Below are 20514 nucleotides of genomic sequence, written 5' to 3'. Positions count from 1 at the left end.
TTGCCTTTTGGCACTGATTGGTATTGAAGACCTGAAAGGAACCCACCGTGCGCGTTGGAGCGATTGACTGCGGTACGAACTCTATTCGCCTGCTGATTGCTGATTCCACTACTGAGGTGGTGGACGCGGTCGAGAAGACTGTCCTGAAGGACGTGGTGCGTGAGATGCGCATTGTGCGTCTGGGCCAGGGCGTGGACGCGACCGGCTGGCTGGCGCAGGAGGCGCTGGACCGTACCTTCGCTGCGGCGCGTGAGTATGCGCAGCTGCTGAAGGAGCATGGTGCTGATTCTGTGCGTTTCGTGGCGACCAGTGCGACTCGCGATGCGGGTAACCGCCAGGTGTTCGTGGACGGCATCCGTGAGATTCTGGGCATTGAGCCCGAGGTCATTAGCGGTGATGAGGAAGCTGCGCTGTCCTTCGCAGGCGCGGTGCGCGCTGTCGGTTACGGCGATGGCGACACCCTGGTGTTCGACCTGGGCGGCGGTTCGACTGAGTTCGTGCTCGGTGACGAGTCGGGCGTGAAGGCTTCGCGCAGCGTCAATATCGGTTGTGTGCGTCTGACTGAGCGTCACATGATGAGCGCTCCGTCGACTGAGTCGCAGATTGCCCGCGTTGAGGCTGATACTGATGAGGCTCTCGAGGTTGCGCGTAAGACCGTGCCCCTGCAGGATGCACGCCGCGTGGTGGCTGTGGCTGGTACCGCAACCACTGTGGCTGCTGCCGCCCTGGGCCTGGACCGCTACGATTCTGAGGCTATTAACGCTCAGAGCTTCTCCGTGGAGACCGTTCAGAAGACCGCCCGCTGGTTGGCGTCGCTGAACCGCCAGGAACGCGAGGAGCTCGGCTACATGCACCCGGGTCGGGTGGATGTGATTGGTGCCGGCGCGACGATTTACGCCCGCATCCTGACCCGTCTGAATGAGATGACTGATGGTGCCGTGGATTCGGTGACCGTCAGCGAGCACGACATTCTGGACGGTATCGCTCTGTCCCAGCTGTAGGCTAGAGCGCTCGCGCCGTGAACCGATGGTGGTTCACGGCGCGGCTCAGCTTGAGGAGTTTTCATGGTTCGTTCTGAGCATCTTCGTTCTGAGCATCGGCGAGGTACGCCCCTGACTGGCTGGTTTGTTGCGCCGTCTGTTGCTTCTGCGTCTCGTGCATCCGCCTCGCGCGCCTCGGTTGTTTCTGATCGAGGCGCTTCTCGCCGTGCCCGTAAGGTTGCTGCTTTGGGTGCTAGCGCCGCGTTGACTCTTCTGCCGCTGTGGACCCCGCTGGCGCCTGCCGCCTGGGCGACGGACCCGACGCCTTCAGCTTCTGCGTCCCCGAGCCCGAAGAGGGAGGTGACGGCTACTCCTTCGCCGTCGGGTACTGCGGTGCCAAAGACTTCGGCAACTCCAAGTCAGGGCGCGGATACTGCCAGCGGCGACGACGTACGTCACCGCGAGTATTGGCTGCGCGAGTATGGTATTACGTCGCTGTGGTCGCAGGCTACGGGTAAGGGCGTGACGGTTGCCGTAATTGATACGGGCGTGGATGGTACCCACCCGGATCTTGAAGGTAATGTTCTGCGCGGTACCGATGTCTCGGGCGTGGGTAGCGAGGACGGCTGGAAGGGCCTGGGTGCTGAGCCGATGCACGGCACGGAGGTTGCTTCTCTGATTGCCGGTCACGGTCACGATACGCAGGGCTACTCTGCGATTGCGGGCCAGCCGGGTAAGCCGACCGGCATGATTGGTGTGGCTCCCGAGGCGAAGATTCTGCCGATTTCGCTGAATATGGGTACGACCGGTGGCAAGAGCATTGATGAGCAGATTCCGGCGGCGGTGCGTTATGCGGTCGACCACGGGGCTCAGATTATCAATATGTCGATTGGTTCGAATAAGACGAGCTGGCCGCAGAGCTGGGATGAGGCGTTTGCCTACGCTGAGCAGAAGGGCGTGCTGATTGTTGCGGCTGCGGGTAACCGCGGTAGCGGTTTGACGCAGGTTGGTGCTCCGGCGACGATTCCTGGCGTGTTGACGGTGGGCGGTATTGACCGGAATAAGCAGGTTTCTGAGGGCTCGTCGACTCAGGGCATTTCGATTGCTGTGGTTGCTCCGAGTACGGACATGATTGCGGCGGCTCCCGGCAATGGGTACATGCTGTGGTCGGGTTCTTCGGCGGCAGCCCCTCTGGTGACGGGTGTTGCGGCGTTGTTGAAGCAGAAGTATCCGAAGGAATCGGCGGCTCAGCTGGCTCAGCGTTTGATTGCTTCGGCTGATGACGCTGGTGCGACCGGCCGTGACCCGTTGTACGGCTACGGTGTGTTTAACCCGCAGGATGCGATGGCTTTGCCTGCGCCTACGGTGACAGCGAATCCGCTGGGTTCGATTTCTGAGTGGATTGCGGTGCATCGTAAGCAGCAGGTGAGTGAGCCGACTCCGAGTGATGCTGCGCCGGTGCATGAGGAGGGTGAGAGCATTGTGAAGGCGGCTGCGCCGGATGCGCGTCGCCCTCCGGAGGATCGTGGCTGGTTGCCGCCGGTGATTTTGGCAGCGCTGACGTTGTGGTTGACGATTATTACGGCTGGTTCGGTGCATCGTCTGCATAGGATGCATGTGAGTGCGGGGGAGGCGGCGCGTATGGCTCGTGATGCGGCTCCGCATCCGGGTGCTCACCGTCACGGCCGTCAGGGTTCTTCTCGTGCACGGAAGGGTGCTGGCGGGGCGTCTCGTTAGGCGCGGGTTTCTCGTGTTTTTCTGCTCGGTGTGGGCTTCTTCTGTTCGCCCGGGGCTGACTTTTGAGTTGGTCCCGGGCTTTGTTGTTGGGGGTCGTGTTTTGGGTAGCGGATTGTATGGATAAACGAAAATATCGAACGTACCGCGAAAAAATCGGAAAGGGTATTTTTGACTGTAACCCACATCACGAGATGAACCCCGTTCATATCTTCAAAACTTTTAACTTAGGGTGAGCTCAAAGGGACGATAGGTGCGAAATTACCTAAACAAAGGCGTAAAATAGAAGACAATAGGTATGTGATAGACAGGCTCGTGCTGCTAGCCACTTCGCGTTGCGCAAGGACTTCCAGAGCGGGCCGTTTGTACGTCAGGGGAGCTTTCGGAACGAGCCGGAAGTTGCACATACCACCCTACCGGGGCTACCGAACCTCGGTACCTGAAGACTAGGAAGTAAGAAAATGGCATTCACTAAGGTGGCACAGGACCGTCCTCGCGTCCTGATCGTCGGTGGCGGCTACGTTGGCTTCACCGTTGCTAAGAAGATCCAGAAGGCTATCAAGGAGACCGGTGGCGTCGTCACCATCGTTGAGCCGAACCCCTACATGACTTACCAGCCCTTCCTCCCCGAGGTTGCAGCAGGTTCCATGGAAGGCCGTAACGCAACTGTGCCGCTGCGCCAGCACCTGCGCGACACCGAGCTGATCCCCGGCCGCGTTGTCTCCATCGACCACGCAAACCGCACCGCTGTTGTTGAGCCCACCGACAACGGTGAGCCCTTCGAGCTGAAGTACGACGAAATCGTTCTCGGCGCAGGCGCTGTGACCCGCGCATTCCCGATTCCGGGCCTGGCAGAGGTTGCTATCGGTCTGAAGACCATTGAAGAGGCAGTTTCCGTTCGTAACTGGGTTCTGGACCGCATTGAGGTTGCTTCCATGCTGTCCGACCCTGAGGCACGCCGCCGCGCCCTGACCTTCGTCATCGTGGGTGGTGGCTTCGCTGGCGTTGAGACCATCTCCGAGCTCGAGGACATGGCACGCGTTGCTGTCGAGCGTAACGAGCGTCTCTCCGTTTCCGACCTGCACTTCGTCATGGTCGAGGCTGCACCGCGCATCATGCCTGAGGTCCCCGCAGACCGTGCAGAGAAGGTCGTCGCAGAGCTGCGTGCACGCGGCATCGAGATCCTGCTGAACACCTCCCTCTCCGACGCAACCGACGGCAACCTGCAGCTGATTAACATGGCTGACAAGTCCCCCGCAGGCGAGATCAAGACCGACACCCTGATCTGGACCGCAGGTGTGGCAGCATCCCCGATGCTGAAGAACACCGACTTCCCGATCGACGAGCGCGGCCGCGTTCGCGTGAGCGCAGACCTGCGTGTCACCGGCGATGACGGCGTGGTCGAGGGCGCATGGGCTGCAGGCGACAACGCAGCTGTTCCGGACCTCTCCGGCGGCGGCGTGGGCGGCTTCTGCGTTCCCAACGCTCAGCACGCTTCCCGCCAGGCTGTTGTTCTGGCTAAGAACCTGCTGGCTGCTCGCCGTGGCGAGCCCCTGACCGACTACTACCACGAGACCATCGGTGTTGTGGCAGGTCTGGGCCTGTGGAAGGGCGTTGCAAACTTCAAGGGCAAGACCATTGGCGGCCCGCTGGCATGGATCATGCACCGCGGCTACCACGGCTCTGCAATCCCCACCACCGAGCGTACCGTTCGCGTTATGACCACCTGGGCTCTGAACCAAATCTTCGGTCGCGACACCTCCTCGATTCGCCACCAGCGCTCCCCGCGCCTGGCATTCCAGGAAGCAACCGGTACTGCACCGGCACGCCAGAAGGCAAAGCTCTAAAATAGCCTGACCTAGGGGTATAGTCCCTGAAGGTAAAGTAATGGGCGGTGTGGAAGACTTTGGTCTTCTGCACCGCCCGTTTTTGTGCCCGGATGTTCGCCAGCTGCCCGGCTTAGCCGCCCACCTGTGCTTTTGCGTGGTGATTGCTGCGGCTGAGCGTGGGGAACCGTTTGAAATGTGTTTCTGCTTAGATTCAGGTGCGTTTTCGTGGAATAATAGGTGTTTGTGCCCCGAACTGTGCGGGGTGCGCCCCCATAGTCCAATTGGCAGAGACAGAGGACTTAAAATCCTTGTGTTCTGGGTTCGAGTCCCAGTGGGGGCACTGCGTTGAGAGGCAATATAGAGCCGATAGGCATATATAAGTGAGCGGCGGCTCTTCCCGTGGGGGAGGGGCCGCCGCTTGCGTGTCTGAAGGTTTACAGGTTTGGGGTTTGCTGTTTGGAAGTTAAAAGGCGATGCCCCCGACCCATACTATCGGGGGCATCGTGGAGTGGCGGTGCGGGCTATGGCATTCCGCGCACTCTCTTCACCGCGGATAGAAGAGCTCGTCCTCTGCCGGAATCAGGACGGCTGGCGGTGAAGTCTGGTGAACCTGCAGGTGATTGCCTGCCTCGGTCATGTGTGGAGGCAGGAGGCGGTTCAAAGCTTACTTGCGGCGCGCGGTCACGAGCGCGTCGATGGAGAACTTGCCTGCGCCGCTGTATTTCGTGGTGTTGTTCATGCCTTCAAGCTTGACAAGTAAAGTTTTACACTTCAAGTAAGTCTAGTTTGTGGAGAAAAAGAGTGCAAAACAGGGGGTTTAGATGACGTTTTGTGACGGGGCTCCACGCTCAAAAACGCCCGCATACCGTCTTCCGGAGCTTAAAAACGTGAGACCCTAGAAGAGACACAGCCACAGATACACCCCAACCTGAATGGGGTAGCAGGGGCAGAAAGGCACCGCATGCAGACTAAACCCTCCATCATTGCTGTCGATATGGACGGCACATTCCTCACAGACTCCAAAACTTTCGACACCGAACGTTTCTCGCGCATCCTATCCCGCCTGCAGGCGCAGGGAATTCACTTTGTTGTGGCGAGCGGAAACACCTACGCCAAGCTGCGGGACTATATGCGCGGCTTTGAAGGGCGAGGTCTTACCTATATTGCTGAAAATGGGGCATACCTTGCTGATGAGAGTGGCAAGCTTGCCGTGCATCCCTTTCTGGACGAAGATGTGCCGCGCATTATTGAGGTAGTGCAGGGATTGGACCGGATCGGTCTGCTGGTTTGCACCACCGAAGGTATCTACCTGCCCAAGGACCGTTGCGACCAGATTGTGCACATGATTCGCGGCTATTTTGAAGACACCGGTCAGGAGCTTCCCGAAACCCTCACGTTGGAGGACTTTGCGGCGTTCTTCTTCCCCGGCTCGGTCATGGTTGACTCTGTTGAGGATTTTGAGGGCGCACCCATTAAGTTCCCGCTGTTGACTCCGCCTAAGCAGACGCAGCAGTTGAGCGTTTACCTGCGTGAGGTTCTTCCGCAGACCGTCACTCCGATGGTTAGCGGCTTCGGTGCCATTGATCTGGTGCGTACCGGTGTCAATAAGGCGACCGGTCTGGAGGACCTGTGCGAGCGTCTGGATGCTGATCCGGCGGGCATTCTTGCCTTCGGTGACGGTGAGAACGACATGGAAATGCTCCGCTACGCGGGCTGGGGTGTTGCCATGTCTAATGCCCCGGAGGTTGTGCGAAATGCTGCTGATGAGGTGATTGGCTCGAACGAGGAACAGGCAGTTCTGGAGTATCTGGAACAGCTCCTGGACCGTTTGGAAGCTTCGCACTAGACGCTTCACAAAGAGACGCGCAGAAGCCTTTGCATGCGGGGCGGCGCGGGCCTGGGTGAACCTCAGGTAAACACCGCCCTGAAATATTCTGGCAAGGTCGCTAGAAGCCCATGCTGGTAACGAACAGCGCCCGTGAGCACAGAATCTATCCGATATAATTAACAGAATTAGTTTTGTACCCGTTTAAGGAGAGAAAGATGGCGGGAAACCCGCTTCTGAATTCAATGACGAAGAATGTCACTCAGGGTGACTCTCGTTTCGGTCGTTTTGGTGCGCAGCCGCAGCAGACCAGCCAGCAGGCGCAGTACGGTCAGCAGGCACAGTACGGTCAGCAGCAGACCTATGGCCAGTACGGTCAGCAGTATGATCAGCAGGGCTACGGCCAGAACACCTACGGCCAGCAGCCCTATGGCCAGCAGTATGGTCAGCCCCAGTACGGTCAGCAGGCACAGTACGGCCAGCCGTACGGTGAGGCTGACTACGGCGTAGCAGCCCCCACCTACTCGGAGCCCATCCCCGCCGGTGAGCGCCTGACCATGAACGATGTCTTGGTTAAGACCGGTATCAACCTGGGCCTGGTCGCTGTCGGTGCCGCTGTTGCATGGAATGCACCGGTGCTGCTGCTCCTGGGCATGGTTGGCGGTCTGGTCCTGGGTCTGGTGAACTCCTTCAAGAAGAAGGTTTCCCCGATTCTGGTCATGACCTACGCGCTCATGGAAGGTCTGCTACTCGGTGGTCTGTCCGCTGTTGTGGATATGCGCTACCCCGGCGTGGCAGTTCAGGCGGTTCTGGCAACCCTCGTGGTTGCGGGTGTGACCCTGGCTCTCTTCGCCAACGGCAAGATTCGCACCACCCCCAAGCTGAATAAGATTTTCATGATTGGTGCGCTCAGCTACCTGGGTTACGGCCTGGTGTCCATGCTGACCGCGGGTATCTTCGGTTCCTCGCTGAACAGCTTCTCTATTGGTGGTATTCCGCTGGGCCTGGTGGTTGGTCTGTTCGCTGTTGCGCTGGCAACCTACTCGCTGCTGCTGGACTTCACCACCACCTCCGAGGCTGTGGAGGCTGGCCTGCCCGAGCGTGAGTCTTGGCGCCTTGCTTTCGGCCTGACCGCTTCTCTGGTCTGGCTGTATGTTGAGATCCTGCGTGTTCTCATGTACCTGGCAAGCATCTTTAGCAACGACTAAAGCTCACTTTGAGGCGGCGGTACCGTGATGGTGCCGCCGCTTTCGCGGCTTTGGCGGGGTTTAGCGCCCCACGAATACCGGCTCGCCCAGCAACCTGGCGGGCTTGAGAAAGAGAGACAGCGTGAAGCATATATCGAGTGCCGAAGAACGTCGGGCGGGGGAGGGCTACCGGGTTCCCTTCGCCGTGGACGTGGCCGGCGCGTGGTCCTGGCGCATCATTATGATTGCCGGTGCCGGTTGGATCCTTTGGAAGGGCCTGGGGCACGTCTCCCTGCTGGTTATTTCTCTTCTGGTGGCTCTGCTGCTGGCGGCTCTGCTGAGCCCCGCCGTGATGCTTCTGCGTAAGAAGGGCGTTCGTGCCGGTGGCGCGGCGGCTATTGCCGAAATCGGTATGATTCTGGTGCTCGCCGGTATTATTTCGCTGACCGGTCAGCAGATTCTGCGCGGTTTTGTGTCCATGGCGGATAAGGCGATGCAGGGCTACCAGCAGCTGATTGGTTGGCTGAAGAACCTCGGCTACGAGTTCGGTGCAGACCAGCTGAACCAGCTGCTGGAACAGATGGAGAGCGCTGTAACCAATAACCCCAGCTCCGTGCTGCACGGTGTGTCTCAGGTGGGTTCGACTGCGGCTGAGGTTGCAACCGGCACCCTGCTGACCCTGTTTACCCTGGTCTTCTTCCTGATGGAGGGTGAGCGTATCTGGCTGTTCGTCACTCGCCTCTTCCCGAAGGACGCGCGTGCCGCAGTCAACGGTGCGGGTCGCGCGGGTTGGAAGTCCCTGGGTGCGTACGTGCGCGTTCAGATTCTGGTGGCGGCTATTGACGCTATCGGCATCGGTATTGGTGCCGCAATTCTGGGTGTTCCGCTGGCTATCCCGCTGGGTGTGCTGGTCTTCCTCGGCTCCTTCGTTCCGGTGATTGGTGCCCTCATTTCCGGTGCTGTGGCTGTGCTGCTGGCGCTGGTTGCTCTGGGCCCGGTGCAGGCGCTGATTATGCTCGGTATTGTTCTGCTGGTTCAGCAGCTCGAATCCAACATTCTGCAGCCGCTCATTATGGGTAAGGCTGTCTCCCTGCACCCGCTGGCTGTTATTTTCTCGGTGGCTGGTGGCTCCATGATTTTTGGTGCGGTGGGTGCTCTGTTCGCCGTGCCGACTCTGGCTGTGGTCAACGCGGTGGTGCGTTACCTGGCGAATCGTGACTGGGAGAAGGAGGCGCCTCGTGAGGAGGAGTTCCTCTTCCCGCACGAGGTGGCTCGCCGCGAGCAGGCTGAGGAGAAGGCCCAGGAACGGCAGGAGAGCGTCAAGAATCTGGCCTCCCGGGTGCCGAGCCGTCAGAAGGCTGAGGAGCCTGAGAACCAGGCTTCCGAGGCTTCGGACTCCTCCGAAGACTAGGGGCCTGCATCGAGCGGGAGGTTTTGGCGTAGGGCACCCCGCCACCCTCGATAACGCACCGCTAACTCGTCCCGGCGATACCGCCGGCCGCGATGCCGTCTACGGCGGTGTCTCGCCAGGGGGCTACTTGCGACCGGGTAGCCCCCTTCGCTGTACCCATCCTCTAAAATGGGATGAGCAATACATCACCATCCCGCGCCCGCGGGACAACGCACCGTCAGAATGGAAACCTCGTGAGCGTAGATCTCGACTCCCTGCCCGTGACCCTCACCGACATTGAACGTGCCGCAGAGCTGCTCGAAGGCGTTATTGAACGCACCCCCGTCGCTCATTCGCGTGCGCTGAGCCAGCGCCTCGGTTCAGAGGTTTTCTTTAAGTGTGAGAACCTGCAGCGTGCTGGTTCCTTCAAGGTGCGCGGTGCGTACGTGCGTATGGCGAAGCTTTCCGAGGAGGAGAAGAAGCGCGGCGTCGTGGCGGCGAGCGCGGGTAACCACGCTCAGGGTGTGGCTCTGGCTGCTGACCGTCTGGGCATTAAAGCTCGTATTTACATGCCGCTGGGTGCGGCACTGCCTAAGATTACCGCAACCCGCGATCACGGCGCTGAGGTTGAGCTGCACGGCCTGACCGTGGATGAGGCTCTGGCGGAGGCGAAGCGCTACGCCGAAGAGACCGGCGCGGTGTTCGTGCACCCCTTCGACAATGAAGACATTATTGCCGGCCAGGGCACCATCGGTCTGGAAATCCTGGAGCAGGTTCCGGACGTTGACACCGTGATTGTGGGTGTTGGCGGCGGCGGTCTGCTGGCTGGTCTGTCCGCTGCTATCCGCGCGAAGGAGCAGAAGCTCGGTAAGAAGATCAAGATTATTGGTGTTCAGGCGGAGCACGCGGCGGCGTACCCGCTGTCGCTGGCTGCGGATGCTCTGGTGCCGCTAAAGAAGGTTTCCACCATTGCTGATGGTATTGCGGTGGGTCGCCCCGGCCAGATGCCTTTCTCCATCATCAAGGAGCTGGTAGACGATGTGGCGACCGTGAGTGAAGACGATATCGCTCGCGCCCTGATCTTCCTGATGGAACGTAACAAGCTTGTGGTGGAGCCTGCCGGTTCGGTGCCCGTGGCTGCGCTGATGAACGGCAAGCTGAAGGAAGAGTACGGCGACCTGGGTACGGTCGTGTGTGTGCTCTCCGGCGGTAATATTGACCCGATGCTGATGCTGAAGGTGATTCAGCGCGGTCTGTCTGCGGCTGGCCGCTACATGACCGTGAAGATGATGCTGTCTGACCGTCCGGGTGAGCTGGCTACCATTTCCCGCATTATTTCTGAGAACGACGCGAACGTGACCGGTGTGGATCACACCCGTGTGGGTGGTTCGCTGTCCATGGGCGATGTGTCGATTACCATCGACATGGAAACCAAGGGTGTGGAGCATTGCCGCCAGGTGATTTCTGCCCTGGAGGATGAGGGTTTCAAGCCCATCATCGTCTACTAAGCCGATGAGCTGTAATAGTTATGCCTGAGCTTTATTGGCAGAACACAATTCAATAGACAAAAAACAGTGCGGGGTGCTGACCGTTATAGTCAGCACCCCGCACTGTTTGTTTTAAATCTAGCGCTGTCTCGCAGCCTAGCTTCTTAGCTAGTCTCTTAGCCCTGGTAAGGGGTCACGGAGACAATCTTGGCGCTCAGTTCCTTACCGTTCGGAGCGGTGTAGGAAACCTCGTCGCCCTGCTTAGCACCCATGATTGCGGCACCCAGCGGCGACTTCTCGGAGAAGACCTTCAGGTCGGTGCCGGCAGGGAGGGTGTCCTCAATTTCGCGGGAGCCGAGCAGGAACTTCAGGGTGCGGCCTGCAACCTCAGCCTCGATGACCATGCCGTGGCTTACCACGCCGTCATCAACGGGCGCCTCACCAATCTGTGCGGTTTCGAGCAGGTGCTTGAGCTGCTTGATACGCGCCTCGTTCTTAGCCTGCTCATCGCGTGCTGCGTGGTAGCCGCCGTTCTCGCGGAGGTCACCCTCATCGCGTGCCTGCGCGATGCGGTCAACGATTTCCTGGCGGTACGGGCCGGAGAGGTGCTCCAGCTCCTGGGTGAGGCGGTCGAAGGCGTCCTGAGTGAGCCATGCACCGGTGTTTTCAGCCATGCGTGTCCTTTGCTTATGCGCCGGCTCTGCCGGTGCGAAACGAATAAACCCGCTACCGCGTGCCGCGTTCAATGCGCGGCGGTGCCGGTAACGGAATGAATCAACAGACCTATTCTAGAGCACCGGAGGATTTTCGGCTGTTATGCCGGTCGTATCTTCCCCTCTGAACGCATCTTCGTCGGTATGCACGCCGGTAGCTGAACACTCCGCCAGCATCAGACTGTTTCATGCTCGTGAATCTGCTGATATGACGGCACGTTTCACGATGTCACACGGCGTCATCTGCGCTAGTGCAGCGGCACTATCCTTGGGTATCATACGAGAAGCTACAACCGTAAAATTTCTGCCGTGTAGCGCTCGCATTCGCGAGTCACAGACACATCACCCCTGGCGCATCACCTAAAGGAGACCACCGTGAGCGAAGCCATTGAACAGCTGAAGGCAAATCTGCCGACTCACCCTCCCGTGGACTCCCTCAAACCGCTGGAGGAGGACTACACCGGTCTGCGTATCCTCGCGGTGCACGCCCACCCGGACGACGAGTCCTCCAAGGGCGCCGGTACCGCCTCGGCGTATATTGCCCGTGGTGCCCGCTTCATGGTGGCGACGATGACCGGCGGCGAGCGCGGTGACATCCTCAATGAGGGGATTGCTAATAGTCCGCGTGCGCACCGTGACCTGCCGGGTCTGCGCCGCGCTGAGATGGCGGCCGCCCGCGAAATTATGGGTATTGAACACCGCTGGATCGGCTTCTTCGACTCCGGCCTGCCCGAGGGTGACCCCACGCCGCCTCTGCCCTTCGGCAGCTTTGGCACCATGCCCCTGGACCGTGCCGCCGCGCCGCTCGTGCGTCTGGTGCGTGAGTACCGCCCGCACATCATCATCACCTACGACGAAATCGGCGGCTACCCGCACCCCGACCACATCATGACCCACAAGGTTGCCGTGGAAGCATTCGAGAAGGCGGGCGACCCCGAGGCGTACGTGGGCGAGGGCGAGCCCTGGACCCCGCTGAAGCTCTACTACGACCGCGCATTCAACCCCGAACGCACCCTCGCCCTGCACGAGCATCTGCTTGATACGCACGGTGAGAGCCTGCTGAGCGGCTGGATTGAGAACATTGCGCACCGCGCGACCTCGGGGGAGGCGCCTCGCCACGAGACTACGACCCGCATCCTGGTAACCGATCACTTTGAACAGCGCGACCAGGCTCTGCGCGCGCACGCCTCGCAGGTAGACCCGAACGGCGTGTTCTTCGCCGTTCCCAGCGAACAGCTGAAGGATATTTGGCCCTGGGAGGACTACACGCTGGCCGCCTCGCACGCTGAGGTTCAGCTACCCGAATCTAGCCTGGATGAGGGCCTGAGCGACTACTACGTTATCTAGCGCGGGTCGCATCACCCCACGTTAGCCAAGGATGCCCTTCACCCACGATATAAGTCGTAGGTGAAGGGCATCATTCATTCTTAGGCGCGCGATGCGTGCAGCCCCTGTACGCAACCCTGAATGCCGCCATCAGATGCCACAAATTTTGAGCCGATTCTCAGCCCAACCGTGATACCGATTGCCGCGAAGGTACGGCGCGGCGGCGTAGAATAAGAGCTTGGACTCTTTCGTTATGAGCCCGCTGAATTATCTGCCACGACAGCCGAATGAGGTATGAGCTATGAGCGCCAACGCCCTGCCCGTGATTACTGTGCACGGCCACGCCAGCAACCCCGGCACTGTCACTGAGCCTACCGTCTATGAGCAGGCTCTGGCGCGCTCACTGAGCCCCGAATCCCTGCCGGCACATGTTGGAGTGCTGGTGGACGGTAACCGCCGCTGGGCGGCTCAGCGCGGCTTGAGCACCCGTGAGGGCCACGCCGCCGGTGCGGAGCGAATTATTGATTTTCTGGCGTGGTGTACTGAGCTGTCGATTCCGCAGGTGAGCCTGTACATGCTCTCCACTGAGAACCTGAAGCGCCCCGAGAAGGAGCTGACCGGTCTGGTCGCTGTGATTGATGCGTTTCTGGTGCGTCTGGTGGAGTCCGCCTGCGGTCCGGTGCGCGCCATCGGCAACATTGACCTGATTCCTCGCCAACTGCACGAGCGTCTGGACTGGGCGATTGAGCAGACTGCGCACCTGCCCGGTGTTCGCGTGAACATTGCGGTCGGCTACGGCGGCCGCCAGGAGATTGTGGACGCGGTCCGATCGGTTCTGCGCGAGGCCGCCGCTGAGGGTGCATCCTTGGAATCGCTTGCTGAACAGCTGAGCGTGGAAGATATTTCCTCGCACCTGTACACCGCCGATATGCCCGACCCGGACCTGCTGATTCGCACTTCGGGTGAGCAGCGCCTGTCCGGTTTCATGACCTGGCAGAGCGCGTATTCTGAGTTTTATTTCTGCCGCGCCCTGTGGCCGGATTTCACGCGCGTTGATTTTCTGCGTGCCCTGCGGGATTACGCTAACCGTTCCCGCCGCTTCGGTTCCTAGAACTTGGATGCCCTAGCGCCATCGGTGCATGTTTCTCGGCTGGCTGGCTGGTTCCTGGCTAGCAGCCTCCGGTAGTGCAACCTCCAGCAATACAGAATGGACGTTCTATGCTCGCTGAGCTTTCCCGCCTCTACAACGCTGGAGGCGCCTCCGTTATTGCCGCTCTGGTGCTCGGCAGCTACCTGCTGTATTTCCTGTGGTGCTCCCTGCGGCTGTGGCGTATTGACGTGCGGGAGCACCGTCTGCCGCACCGCATCCTGATTCCTTTGGCTATTGCCACCTATACGGCTCTGCCGGTGTCTTTGCTTTTTGCCGGTCGCCCCGCCGATATTTGGCGTGTGATTGGTGCCGGTCTGGCGCTGTGGTTCTGCTACCTGCTTTTGCGTATCCTGTCTTTCGGGGCGCTGGGCCGCGGGGATGTGAAGCTTGCCGGCATCCTGGGCGGCGTGCTCGGGTACCTGTCCTGGGCGAACCTGGGGTGGGCGTCGCTGGTGACGTTCCTTGCCGGTGGTCTGGTGTCTTTGGCTCTGGTGCTGTTCACGAAGGCGCGCGGTAGCACCCGTATTGCCTTCGGCCCGTTTATGCTTCTGGGTGCGCTGGTGGCGTTGGCTGCTCCGGCGTATTCTCTGTGGTAGATTCCGAAGTAGGGTGACCGTCCGGCTAAGTGGCGAGCTTGTTCTTCGTGCGGTTTGCGGCTGTTCGCTCTGCTCTCTAGCACCTATTCCCCGGTAGACTTACCGGGGCTTTTGAAAGGTTGATGTTATGCCTACTCCTCCCTATATCCGCAAGCTGCGTGAGCGGATTGGTTCGGATTACCTGTGGCTGTCCGGTGCGACGGCTGTGGTGTACCGTGAGCAGGATTCTAAGGTGCTGCTGGTGCGCCGTAGCGATAACGGGGCGTGGACCCCGATTACGGGCATTGTGGACCCTGGGGAGAGCCCCGCACTGACCTGCCTGCGTGAGGCGCAGGAGGAGGCGAACGTGCAGATTGAGGTGCTGGAGTTGGCGCAGGTGAAGGCTGACCCGCCGATGCAGTTCGGTAATGGTGACCGCTGCCAGTTCTTGGATCATACGTTCTTGTGCCGCTGGGTTTCTGGTGAGGCGAAGGTGAACGATGAGGAGTCTTCGCAGGTGCGTTGGGTGGATGTGTCTGACCCGGCGGAGCGTGCGTTGCTTTCGGAGCGGATGTTGGACCGTATTGATGCGGCGTTGAACTATGACGGCCACTGCCGTTTTGGGTTGGAGTCGGTGCCGCCAGAAGAACTCTAGACCGGCTGCTGGGACTGATCACAAGCCATCGAATCAGGCGTGCAGATACAGACAGATACAGAAGGAGGGGCGACCCGCCGTCATGGCGAGTCGCCCCTCCCAGTATTTTTATGACAGTTTGTTACATGTTATTGGGTGGTTCTTCCTGTTTTTCTGTGGGAGTGGGGGACTGGAAGCCTAAAGGTTGCCGTGGTTTTATTTTGTTTTTGTCTTTTTTACCTTAAGCTACGCCTGTGGATTGAATTATGAGTGGTGCGCATGAGATGCTTTATATATGACACGGGTTACATTGGGAGTGACGGCCCCGTATTAGTCAGTAACCCGAGAAAGATTCGTTCACGTGATGTTCTGGTGAGCGTAGTCGCTTTCCTTTTACTCTGCCTATAGATCCTTAAGGCATGCCATTTTTCTGTGAACTAGGCTCATTGTGTTCATCGCAATTCTTGGCCGCTATTTTGATGCGCCCTAGAAAGAGTAAAGCATGACAACACACAAAATACCCTGGAGAATCTACGTAGCCCTTATCGGCTCTCTGGTAGGTACAGGAATATATTCCTTCGCCCTACCCATCGCGATTCTCGCAAGTACAGGCGAAATTGGGCTGGCTGGCGTGATGGCGGTAGCCATGCAAATCCCCAATATCGCCTTGGCATATCCGCTAGCAACCCTATCGGATAGTCTGCCTCGAAAACCTATGATTGTGATTGCCGGGGCAGTAAACATCCTCAGCATCCTTACCTTGGCGTTGATGATTGAGCAGCATATGCTGTCATGGTTCACCATCGCCGCACTAGGATTTGTGAGCGGTGTCTTCTCCGAGCTGGCTGCTGCCTCAGAAGCAGGATATATTCCGCAGCTTCTCGGACGAGAAAACCTTCTTTCGTACAATGCACGTCGTGAAATTTGCGAGGGAATATCCGCAATTATTGCGCCCCCTACAGCAGGATTTATTGTTCTTGTCGCGGGCTCAACGGTCGGTCTTATCGTCCCGGTGCTCCTTTTCGGAGCGGCAACTATTTCATACGCAACGTTGCCATCCGTAGAGATGGAAACTAAAACTGAGCAACGCGAAACCGCACAACATGGGTTTATCCACCGGATGTTTGACGGTATCCAATACATGTTCTCCGGTGCCCCGCAGAGACTTATCCTTGTCTACACGTTCTTCTTGGCGGCAGCTACGGCGTCGTATTCACTCATCATTATTTACCGTCTGTACGAGGAACTCACTTTTGAAGCCTCAGTGGTAGGCATGATTATGGCCTGCAGCGGTATCGGCGGTATTGTCGCGGCACTCATCATCGATCGTTTCCTCTCTTTCGAGAACACGCGAGGAATGCTGCTGGTCGCCAATGTCGTATCCCTACTCGGAATACCGCTCGTCACCATCAGCAATAACCCTGTAGTGCTCGGTGCCCTGCTCTTCATCCTGGACGTAGGATGGGCATCTGCTTTCATCTTCTCCAACAATCTGCGTGACTGCATTACACCGAATGAGCTGCTGGGGCGTGCCAGCTCCCTTGACGGTGCCGTGTTTGGGCTAGGAACGCTGTACTCCATGGGCGCGGTAGCACTGATGCTTGACCATCTCGGCTCCTTCAACGCTGCGCTCGTCGTCAGTATCCCGGCTGTACTCTGCCTTATCTACACGCTGGTCCACTATAAACAGTTCAAAGTGTTCAATATCGTTGAACAATAGTGAGAACCTGCTGCCAACTCAATGACTAGGCAGAGAACACAGGCAGAGGGAGGGGTGACCCGCCGTCATGGCGAGTCGCCCCTCCCTCTATGGTTAAGCCGCGAACCTCAGAGGAGGTTCAGGCGGGGTGAGATTAGAAGTTGCCCAGCATCTTGGTGACATCCAGAGCTGCATCCAGCTGCTCCTCAGTCACTTCGCCGCGCTCCACATAGCCCAGAGCCACAACTGCCTCACGGACAGTTACCTTGTGAGCCACCGAGTACTTAGCGATCTTCGCAGCAGCCTCGTAACCAATCAGCTTGTTCAGCGGGGTCACGGTCGACGGCGAAGCCTCAGCCAGGAAGCGGCAACGGTCAACATTAGCGGTCAGACCGTCAATCATCTTCTCAGCCGAAACACGGGAAACATTAGCGAGCAGGCGGATCGACTGCAGCAGGTTAGCAGCCATCACCGGGATACCCACGTTCAGCTCAAACGCGCCGTTAGTGGAAGACAGAGCAATGGTTGCGTCGTTACCGATGACCTGAGCGGCAACCATAATGGTAGCCTCACAAATCACGGGGTTGACCTTACCGGGCATAATCGAGGAGCCGGGCTGCAGATCGGGGATGTGCAGCTCGCCCAGGCCGGTGTTCGGGCCCGAACCCATCCAGCGGATGTCGTTGCTGATCTTCATCAGGCCGTACGCCAGGGTGCGCAGCTGACCGGAAACCTCAATCAGGCCGTCACGGTTAGCCTGAGCCTCGAAGTGGTTACGAGCCTCGGTCAGGGGCAGGCCGGTCTCCTCAGCGAGCAGCTCAATCACGCGAGCGGAGAAGCCGTCGGGGGTGTTGATGCCGGTACCCACAGCGGTACCGCCCAGGGGAACCTCAGCCACGCGGGGCAGGGAAGCGTTCACACGCTCAATGCCGTAACGCACAGTTGCGGCGTAGCCGGAGAACTCCTGGCCCAGGGTGATGGGGGTTGCGTCCATCAGGTGGGTACGACCGGACTTCACAACGTTCTTGAACTCTGCGGACTTGCGCTCCAGGGACTCAGCGAGCACCTCGAGAGCGGGAATCAGGTCCTTCACCAGAGCCTCGGTCACAGCAACGTGCACGGAGGTGGGGAAGACGTCGTTGGAGGACTGGGAAGCGTTCACGTGGTCATTGGGGTGAACCTCAATGCCCTTGGACTCCAGGGAACGGGTTGCCAGGGTTGCCAGGACCTCGTTCGCGTTCATGTTCGAGGAGGTACCGGAACCGGTCTGGAAGACGTCAATGGGGAAGTGGGCGTCGTAGTCACCGGTTGCTACCAGATCCGCTGCGTCGCGGATAGCCTGGGCGCGCTCAGCGTCGAGCACCTTGAGTTCCTCATTGGCGGTCGCGGCTGCCTTCTTCACGAGGGCAAGCGCACGAATATGGGCGGATTCGAGGGTCTGACCCGAAATCGGGAAGTTCTCGACTGCGCGCTGGGTCTGTGCACGGTAGAGTGCATCAGCCGGAACGCGAACTTCGCCCATGGTGTCATGTTCAATGCGGTATTCAATGTTTTCAGCCATACCTCTAGGATAGGCGTTCAAAGTGGCTTACGTCGCCTCGAAAAGGTGTCAAAAGAGGAAAAACGCTCATAAATTTTGCGGCGTGAGAAGGCGCAGAAAAACCCCGCCCCGGCAGATGTGCGAACACGCTACCGTGGCGGGGGTATCCCATAGAAAAATCTGTTGTTAAGTGCGAGCGTGTGGGTTCTCGCACTAAGGCTCGTAACGAGCGGAGAAGAGGAAATCTAGTCCAGGTTCTCGGCAACCACAACGCGCGGGGGAGTCTTCACGACCACCGGAAGCGCCTGGGTCGGCGGGTTCTGCGCGTTGTTCTTCTCCTCCGGCAGGGTCAGGTCCTGCGAACTGAACACCAGCTCCGCCTTACCTTCCTTCAGGTGGTAGAAGACACCAATCACGGCGACCTTACCCTCGACCACCGCATCCGAAATGATGTGGGACTGCTCAATAATGCGGATAGCGGTCTGACGGGTGTGCTCACGCACCATGTCGTTGACGGTCGGGTTCTCCGGCAGCTTCGGGGACATTGCCGAAGGCAGGATGTGCTGCACCAGGTTACGGATGAAGCCGTGCGGCATCTCGCCGGACTCCAGGGCCTTGCTCGCCGCGGTCACAGCACCGCAGGAGTCGTGACCGAGAACCATCACGATGGGGGTCTCAAACTCCTCAACCGCGTACTCCAACGAGCCGAGCGCCGCGTTCTCCAGCACATGACCGGCGGTACGCACCACGAACGCATCGCCCAGACCCAGGTCAAAAATAATCTCCGCCGCCAGGCGAGAGTCACCGCAACCGAAAATCGAGGCGAACGGGAACTGACCCGATGCAAGGTCGGTACGACGAATCGTGTCCTGGTTGGGGTGCTCGTTGCTACCCTCAACAAAACGGCGGTTACCGTCCTTCAGACGCTTCCATGCTTCTGCGGGAGTAGGTTGGATGCCAGCCATATGATGCTCCTTAGCGGACAAATACAGATAACGCGTGCCGTCGGAGCTAGCGAATCTGCGAACGGGTATGTGGGGCTTCAGACGCTCGTGCTGAAGCTCAGCTCCTTGCCGGGAGCCTCCCGGAGAAAGAACCTACCTCAAATATGCCTTAAATATGCGAAAAATAGCTAGTTTGGCACGCCTTCACAGCACCCAAAATCAGCGCCTCAGAGCGTATGAAGTGCCGAAGAGAGACGCAGCCCTCACCGATTTGCCGCATCTGCTCACCTTAAAGTCAACACGCACGCAAACTCGTTCAGAACAAGAAAAACGAAGCCTGAGCGCGCTATCCTGAAAGGAGCACTACTGCGTCGGCGACTTCGTGCTGGAAAGAACCAGCCAGCCGACAGTGTATTCAGAAATCTCGAAGGTGAGTCTATGACTACGAACAACAATCACGGCGATCGCAACCTCGCAATGGAACTGGTCCGCGCGACTGAAGCAGCAGCAATTGCTGCAGGCCCCTGGGTTGGCGCAGGCGAAAAGAACCTCGCAGATGGTGCAGCCGTAGACGCAATGCGCTACCGCCTCTCCACCGTCAACTTCAACGGCACCGTCGTCATCGGTGAAGGCGAGAAGGACAAGGCTCCCATGCTGTACAACGGCGAGAACGTCGGCGACGGCTCCGGCCCCTCCCTCGACGTTGCGGTTGACCCCATCGACGGTACCCGCCTGACCGCACTCGGCATGGACAACGCCCTCTCCGTGATTGCTGTGGCAGACGGCGGCACCATGTTCGACCCCTCCGCAGTGTTCTACATGGAGAAGCTGGTCACCGGCCCCGAGGCTGCAGAATTCGTCGACCTGCGCCTGCCCGTCAAGCAGAACCTGCACCTGGTCGCTAAGGCTAAGGGCAAGAAGGTCAGCGAGCTGACCGTCTGCGTGCTGGACCGCCCCCGCCACGCCAAGCTCATCCAGGAGATTCGCGAGGCAGGCGCCCGTACCCGCATCATCCTCGACGGTGACGTCGCAGGCGCTATCGCAGCTTGCCGCGAGAACACCGGCGTTGACCTCATGCTCGGCACCGGCGGCACCCCGGAAGGTGTCGTCGCAGCGTGCGCTATCAAGGCAACCGGTGGCGTGATTCAGGGCCGCCTGGCACCGACCGACGAGGCAGAGCGCGAAAAGGCACTGGAAGCCGGTCACGACCTGGAGCGCGTGCTGACCACCAACGACCTGGTCACCAGCGACAACTGCTTCTTCGCCGCAACCGGTATCACCGACGGTAAGCTGCTGCGCGGCGTGCGCTACAGCAAGAACGTTGTGACCACCCAGTCGCTGGTCATGCGTTCCTCCTCGGGCACCGTGCGTACCGTTGAGGCTGAGCACCGCCTCTCCCGTCTGCGCGAGATTCTCTCGCACACCAAGAGCCCCGGCGAAGCATAAGCCATTGAGGTAGCCCCCCAAACATAAAGGAGCCGCCCCCAACCGAATCACTCGG

The 20514-nt window shown here is 59.2% G+C and carries 16 protein-coding genes and 1 tRNA gene; 14 read left to right on the top strand and 3 right to left on the bottom strand.

Annotation, left to right across the window (positions count from 1 at the left end):
* Window positions 1–47: 47 nt before the first annotated feature.
* The 8 genes from RWZ58_RS05595 (at window position 48) to ilvA (ending at window position 10453) form a co-directional block, all read left to right on the top strand.
* Window positions 48–1001: an exopolyphosphatase gene (locus tag RWZ58_RS05595; protein WP_314657947.1), complete on the top strand. Its 954-nt coding sequence runs from the start codon at window positions 48–50 to the stop codon at window positions 999–1001.
* Window positions 1002–1064: 63 nt separating this feature from the next.
* Window positions 1065–2717 (top strand): S8 family serine peptidase, encoded by a 1653-nt coding sequence (locus RWZ58_RS05590; RefSeq protein ID WP_314657946.1) that lies wholly within the window; start codon window positions 1065–1067, stop codon window positions 2715–2717.
* A 458-nt stretch (window positions 2718–3175) separates the two neighbouring features.
* Complete coding sequence (locus RWZ58_RS05585) at window positions 3176–4561, top strand: NAD(P)/FAD-dependent oxidoreductase (RefSeq protein WP_314657945.1); 1386 nt, start codon at window positions 3176–3178, stop codon at window positions 4559–4561.
* Window positions 4562–4809: 248 nt separating this feature from the next.
* Window positions 4810–4883, top strand: a tRNA-Leu gene (locus RWZ58_RS05580).
* A 621-nt stretch (window positions 4884–5504) separates the two neighbouring features.
* The gene (locus tag RWZ58_RS05575) at window positions 5505–6389 is read left to right on the top strand and encodes a Cof-type HAD-IIB family hydrolase (RefSeq protein WP_314657944.1); all 885 of its coding nucleotides are present in this window, start codon (window positions 5505–5507) and stop codon (window positions 6387–6389) included.
* A 197-nt stretch (window positions 6390–6586) separates the two neighbouring features.
* A complete protein-coding gene (locus tag RWZ58_RS05570) occupies window positions 6587–7576 on the top strand; it encodes a Bax inhibitor-1/YccA family protein (RefSeq protein WP_044150729.1) in 990 nt (329 codons plus the stop codon).
* A gap of 130 nt (window positions 7577–7706) precedes the next feature.
* Complete coding sequence (locus tag RWZ58_RS05565; protein WP_399549555.1) at window positions 7707–8966, top strand: AI-2E family transporter; 1260 nt, start codon at window positions 7707–7709, stop codon at window positions 8964–8966.
* A gap of 233 nt (window positions 8967–9199) precedes the next feature.
* Window positions 9200–10453 (top strand): threonine ammonia-lyase, encoded by a 1254-nt coding sequence (ilvA, locus tag RWZ58_RS05560; protein ID WP_070594011.1) that lies wholly within the window; start codon window positions 9200–9202, stop codon window positions 10451–10453.
* Window positions 10454–10608: 155 nt separating this feature from the next.
* Here ilvA and greA read toward each other — a convergent pair whose 3' ends face one another.
* Window positions 10609–11106 (bottom strand): transcription elongation factor GreA, encoded by a 498-nt coding sequence (gene greA, locus RWZ58_RS05555; RefSeq protein ID WP_049327910.1) that lies wholly within the window; start codon window positions 11104–11106, stop codon window positions 10609–10611.
* Window positions 11107–11520: 414 nt separating this feature from the next.
* Between greA and mca the strand changes: the two genes are divergently transcribed.
* The 5 genes from mca to RWZ58_RS05530 all read left to right on the top strand — a co-directional run bounded on the left by mca (window position 11521) and on the right by RWZ58_RS05530 (window position 16550).
* Window positions 11521–12492 (top strand): mycothiol conjugate amidase Mca, encoded by a 972-nt coding sequence (gene mca / locus RWZ58_RS05550; protein ID WP_314657942.1) that lies wholly within the window; start codon window positions 11521–11523, stop codon window positions 12490–12492.
* A gap of 280 nt (window positions 12493–12772) precedes the next feature.
* Window positions 12773–13582, top strand: coding sequence for a polyprenyl diphosphate synthase (uppS, locus tag RWZ58_RS05545; RefSeq protein WP_314657941.1), 810 nt, complete (start codon window positions 12773–12775; stop codon window positions 13580–13582).
* A gap of 107 nt (window positions 13583–13689) precedes the next feature.
* On the top strand, window positions 13690–14217 hold the full coding sequence (locus RWZ58_RS05540) for a prepilin peptidase (RefSeq protein ID WP_314657940.1): 528 nt from the start codon (window positions 13690–13692) through the stop codon (window positions 14215–14217).
* A gap of 127 nt (window positions 14218–14344) precedes the next feature.
* The gene (locus RWZ58_RS05535) at window positions 14345–14851 is read left to right on the top strand and encodes an NUDIX domain-containing protein (protein ID WP_049354996.1); all 507 of its coding nucleotides are present in this window, start codon (window positions 14345–14347) and stop codon (window positions 14849–14851) included.
* Between the two features lie 481 nt (window positions 14852–15332).
* On the top strand, window positions 15333–16550 hold the full coding sequence (locus RWZ58_RS05530) for an MFS transporter (RefSeq protein WP_314657939.1): 1218 nt from the start codon (window positions 15333–15335) through the stop codon (window positions 16548–16550).
* Window positions 16551–16683: 133 nt separating this feature from the next.
* Here the strand turns inward: RWZ58_RS05530 and RWZ58_RS05525 are convergent, their stop codons facing one another.
* Both RWZ58_RS05525 and RWZ58_RS05520 read right to left on the bottom strand, forming a co-directional pair.
* Window positions 16684–18090 (bottom strand): class II fumarate hydratase, encoded by a 1407-nt coding sequence (locus RWZ58_RS05525; protein WP_314657938.1) that lies wholly within the window; start codon window positions 18088–18090, stop codon window positions 16684–16686.
* 224 nt (window positions 18091–18314) lie between these two features.
* The gene (locus tag RWZ58_RS05520) at window positions 18315–19034 is read right to left on the bottom strand and encodes a carbonic anhydrase (RefSeq protein ID WP_314657937.1); all 720 of its coding nucleotides are present in this window, start codon (window positions 19032–19034) and stop codon (window positions 18315–18317) included.
* Window positions 19035–19451: 417 nt separating this feature from the next.
* Here RWZ58_RS05520 and glpX point away from each other — a divergent pair, with 417 nt between their 5' ends.
* Window positions 19452–20459, top strand: a complete 1008-nt coding sequence (glpX, locus tag RWZ58_RS05515; RefSeq protein WP_314657936.1) for a class II fructose-bisphosphatase — start codon at window positions 19452–19454, stop codon at window positions 20457–20459.
* Window positions 20460–20514: the final 55 nt, after the last annotated feature.

Origin of the sequence: uncultured Rothia sp., assembly GCF_963544205.1 — a bacterium.
Taxonomy (GTDB): Bacteria; Actinomycetota; Actinomycetes; order Actinomycetales; family Micrococcaceae; genus Rothia.
Note: the sequence above shows the minus strand (reverse complement) of the source record. Positions and strands in the feature narration are given on the sequence as shown.

Coding starts and splice junctions, on each gene's coding strand:
- RWZ58_RS05590 (WP_314657946.1), top strand. CDS start 1,065: ATGGTTCGTTCTGAGCATCTTCGTTCTGAGCATCGGCGAGGTACGCCC.
- RWZ58_RS05585 (WP_314657945.1), top strand. CDS start 3,176: ATGGCATTCACTAAGGTGGCACAGGACCGTCCTCGCGTCCTGATCGTC.
- RWZ58_RS05575 (WP_314657944.1), top strand. CDS start 5,505: ATGCAGACTAAACCCTCCATCATTGCTGTCGATATGGACGGCACATTC.
- RWZ58_RS05570 (WP_044150729.1), top strand. CDS start 6,587: ATGGCGGGAAACCCGCTTCTGAATTCAATGACGAAGAATGTCACTCAG.
- greA (WP_049327910.1), bottom strand. CDS start 11,106: ATGGCTGAAAACACCGGTGCATGGCTCACTCAGGACGCCTTCGACCGC.
- uppS (WP_314657941.1), top strand. CDS start 12,773: ATGAGCGCCAACGCCCTGCCCGTGATTACTGTGCACGGCCACGCCAGC.
- RWZ58_RS05540 (WP_314657940.1), top strand. CDS start 13,690: ATGCTCGCTGAGCTTTCCCGCCTCTACAACGCTGGAGGCGCCTCCGTT.
- RWZ58_RS05535 (WP_049354996.1), top strand. CDS start 14,345: ATGCCTACTCCTCCCTATATCCGCAAGCTGCGTGAGCGGATTGGTTCG.
- RWZ58_RS05530 (WP_314657939.1), top strand. CDS start 15,333: ATGACAACACACAAAATACCCTGGAGAATCTACGTAGCCCTTATCGGC.
- RWZ58_RS05525 (WP_314657938.1), bottom strand. CDS start 18,090: ATGGCTGAAAACATTGAATACCGCATTGAACATGACACCATGGGCGAA.
- RWZ58_RS05520 (WP_314657937.1), bottom strand. CDS start 19,034: ATGGCTGGCATCCAACCTACTCCCGCAGAAGCATGGAAGCGTCTGAAG.
- glpX (WP_314657936.1), top strand. CDS start 19,452: ATGACTACGAACAACAATCACGGCGATCGCAACCTCGCAATGGAACTG.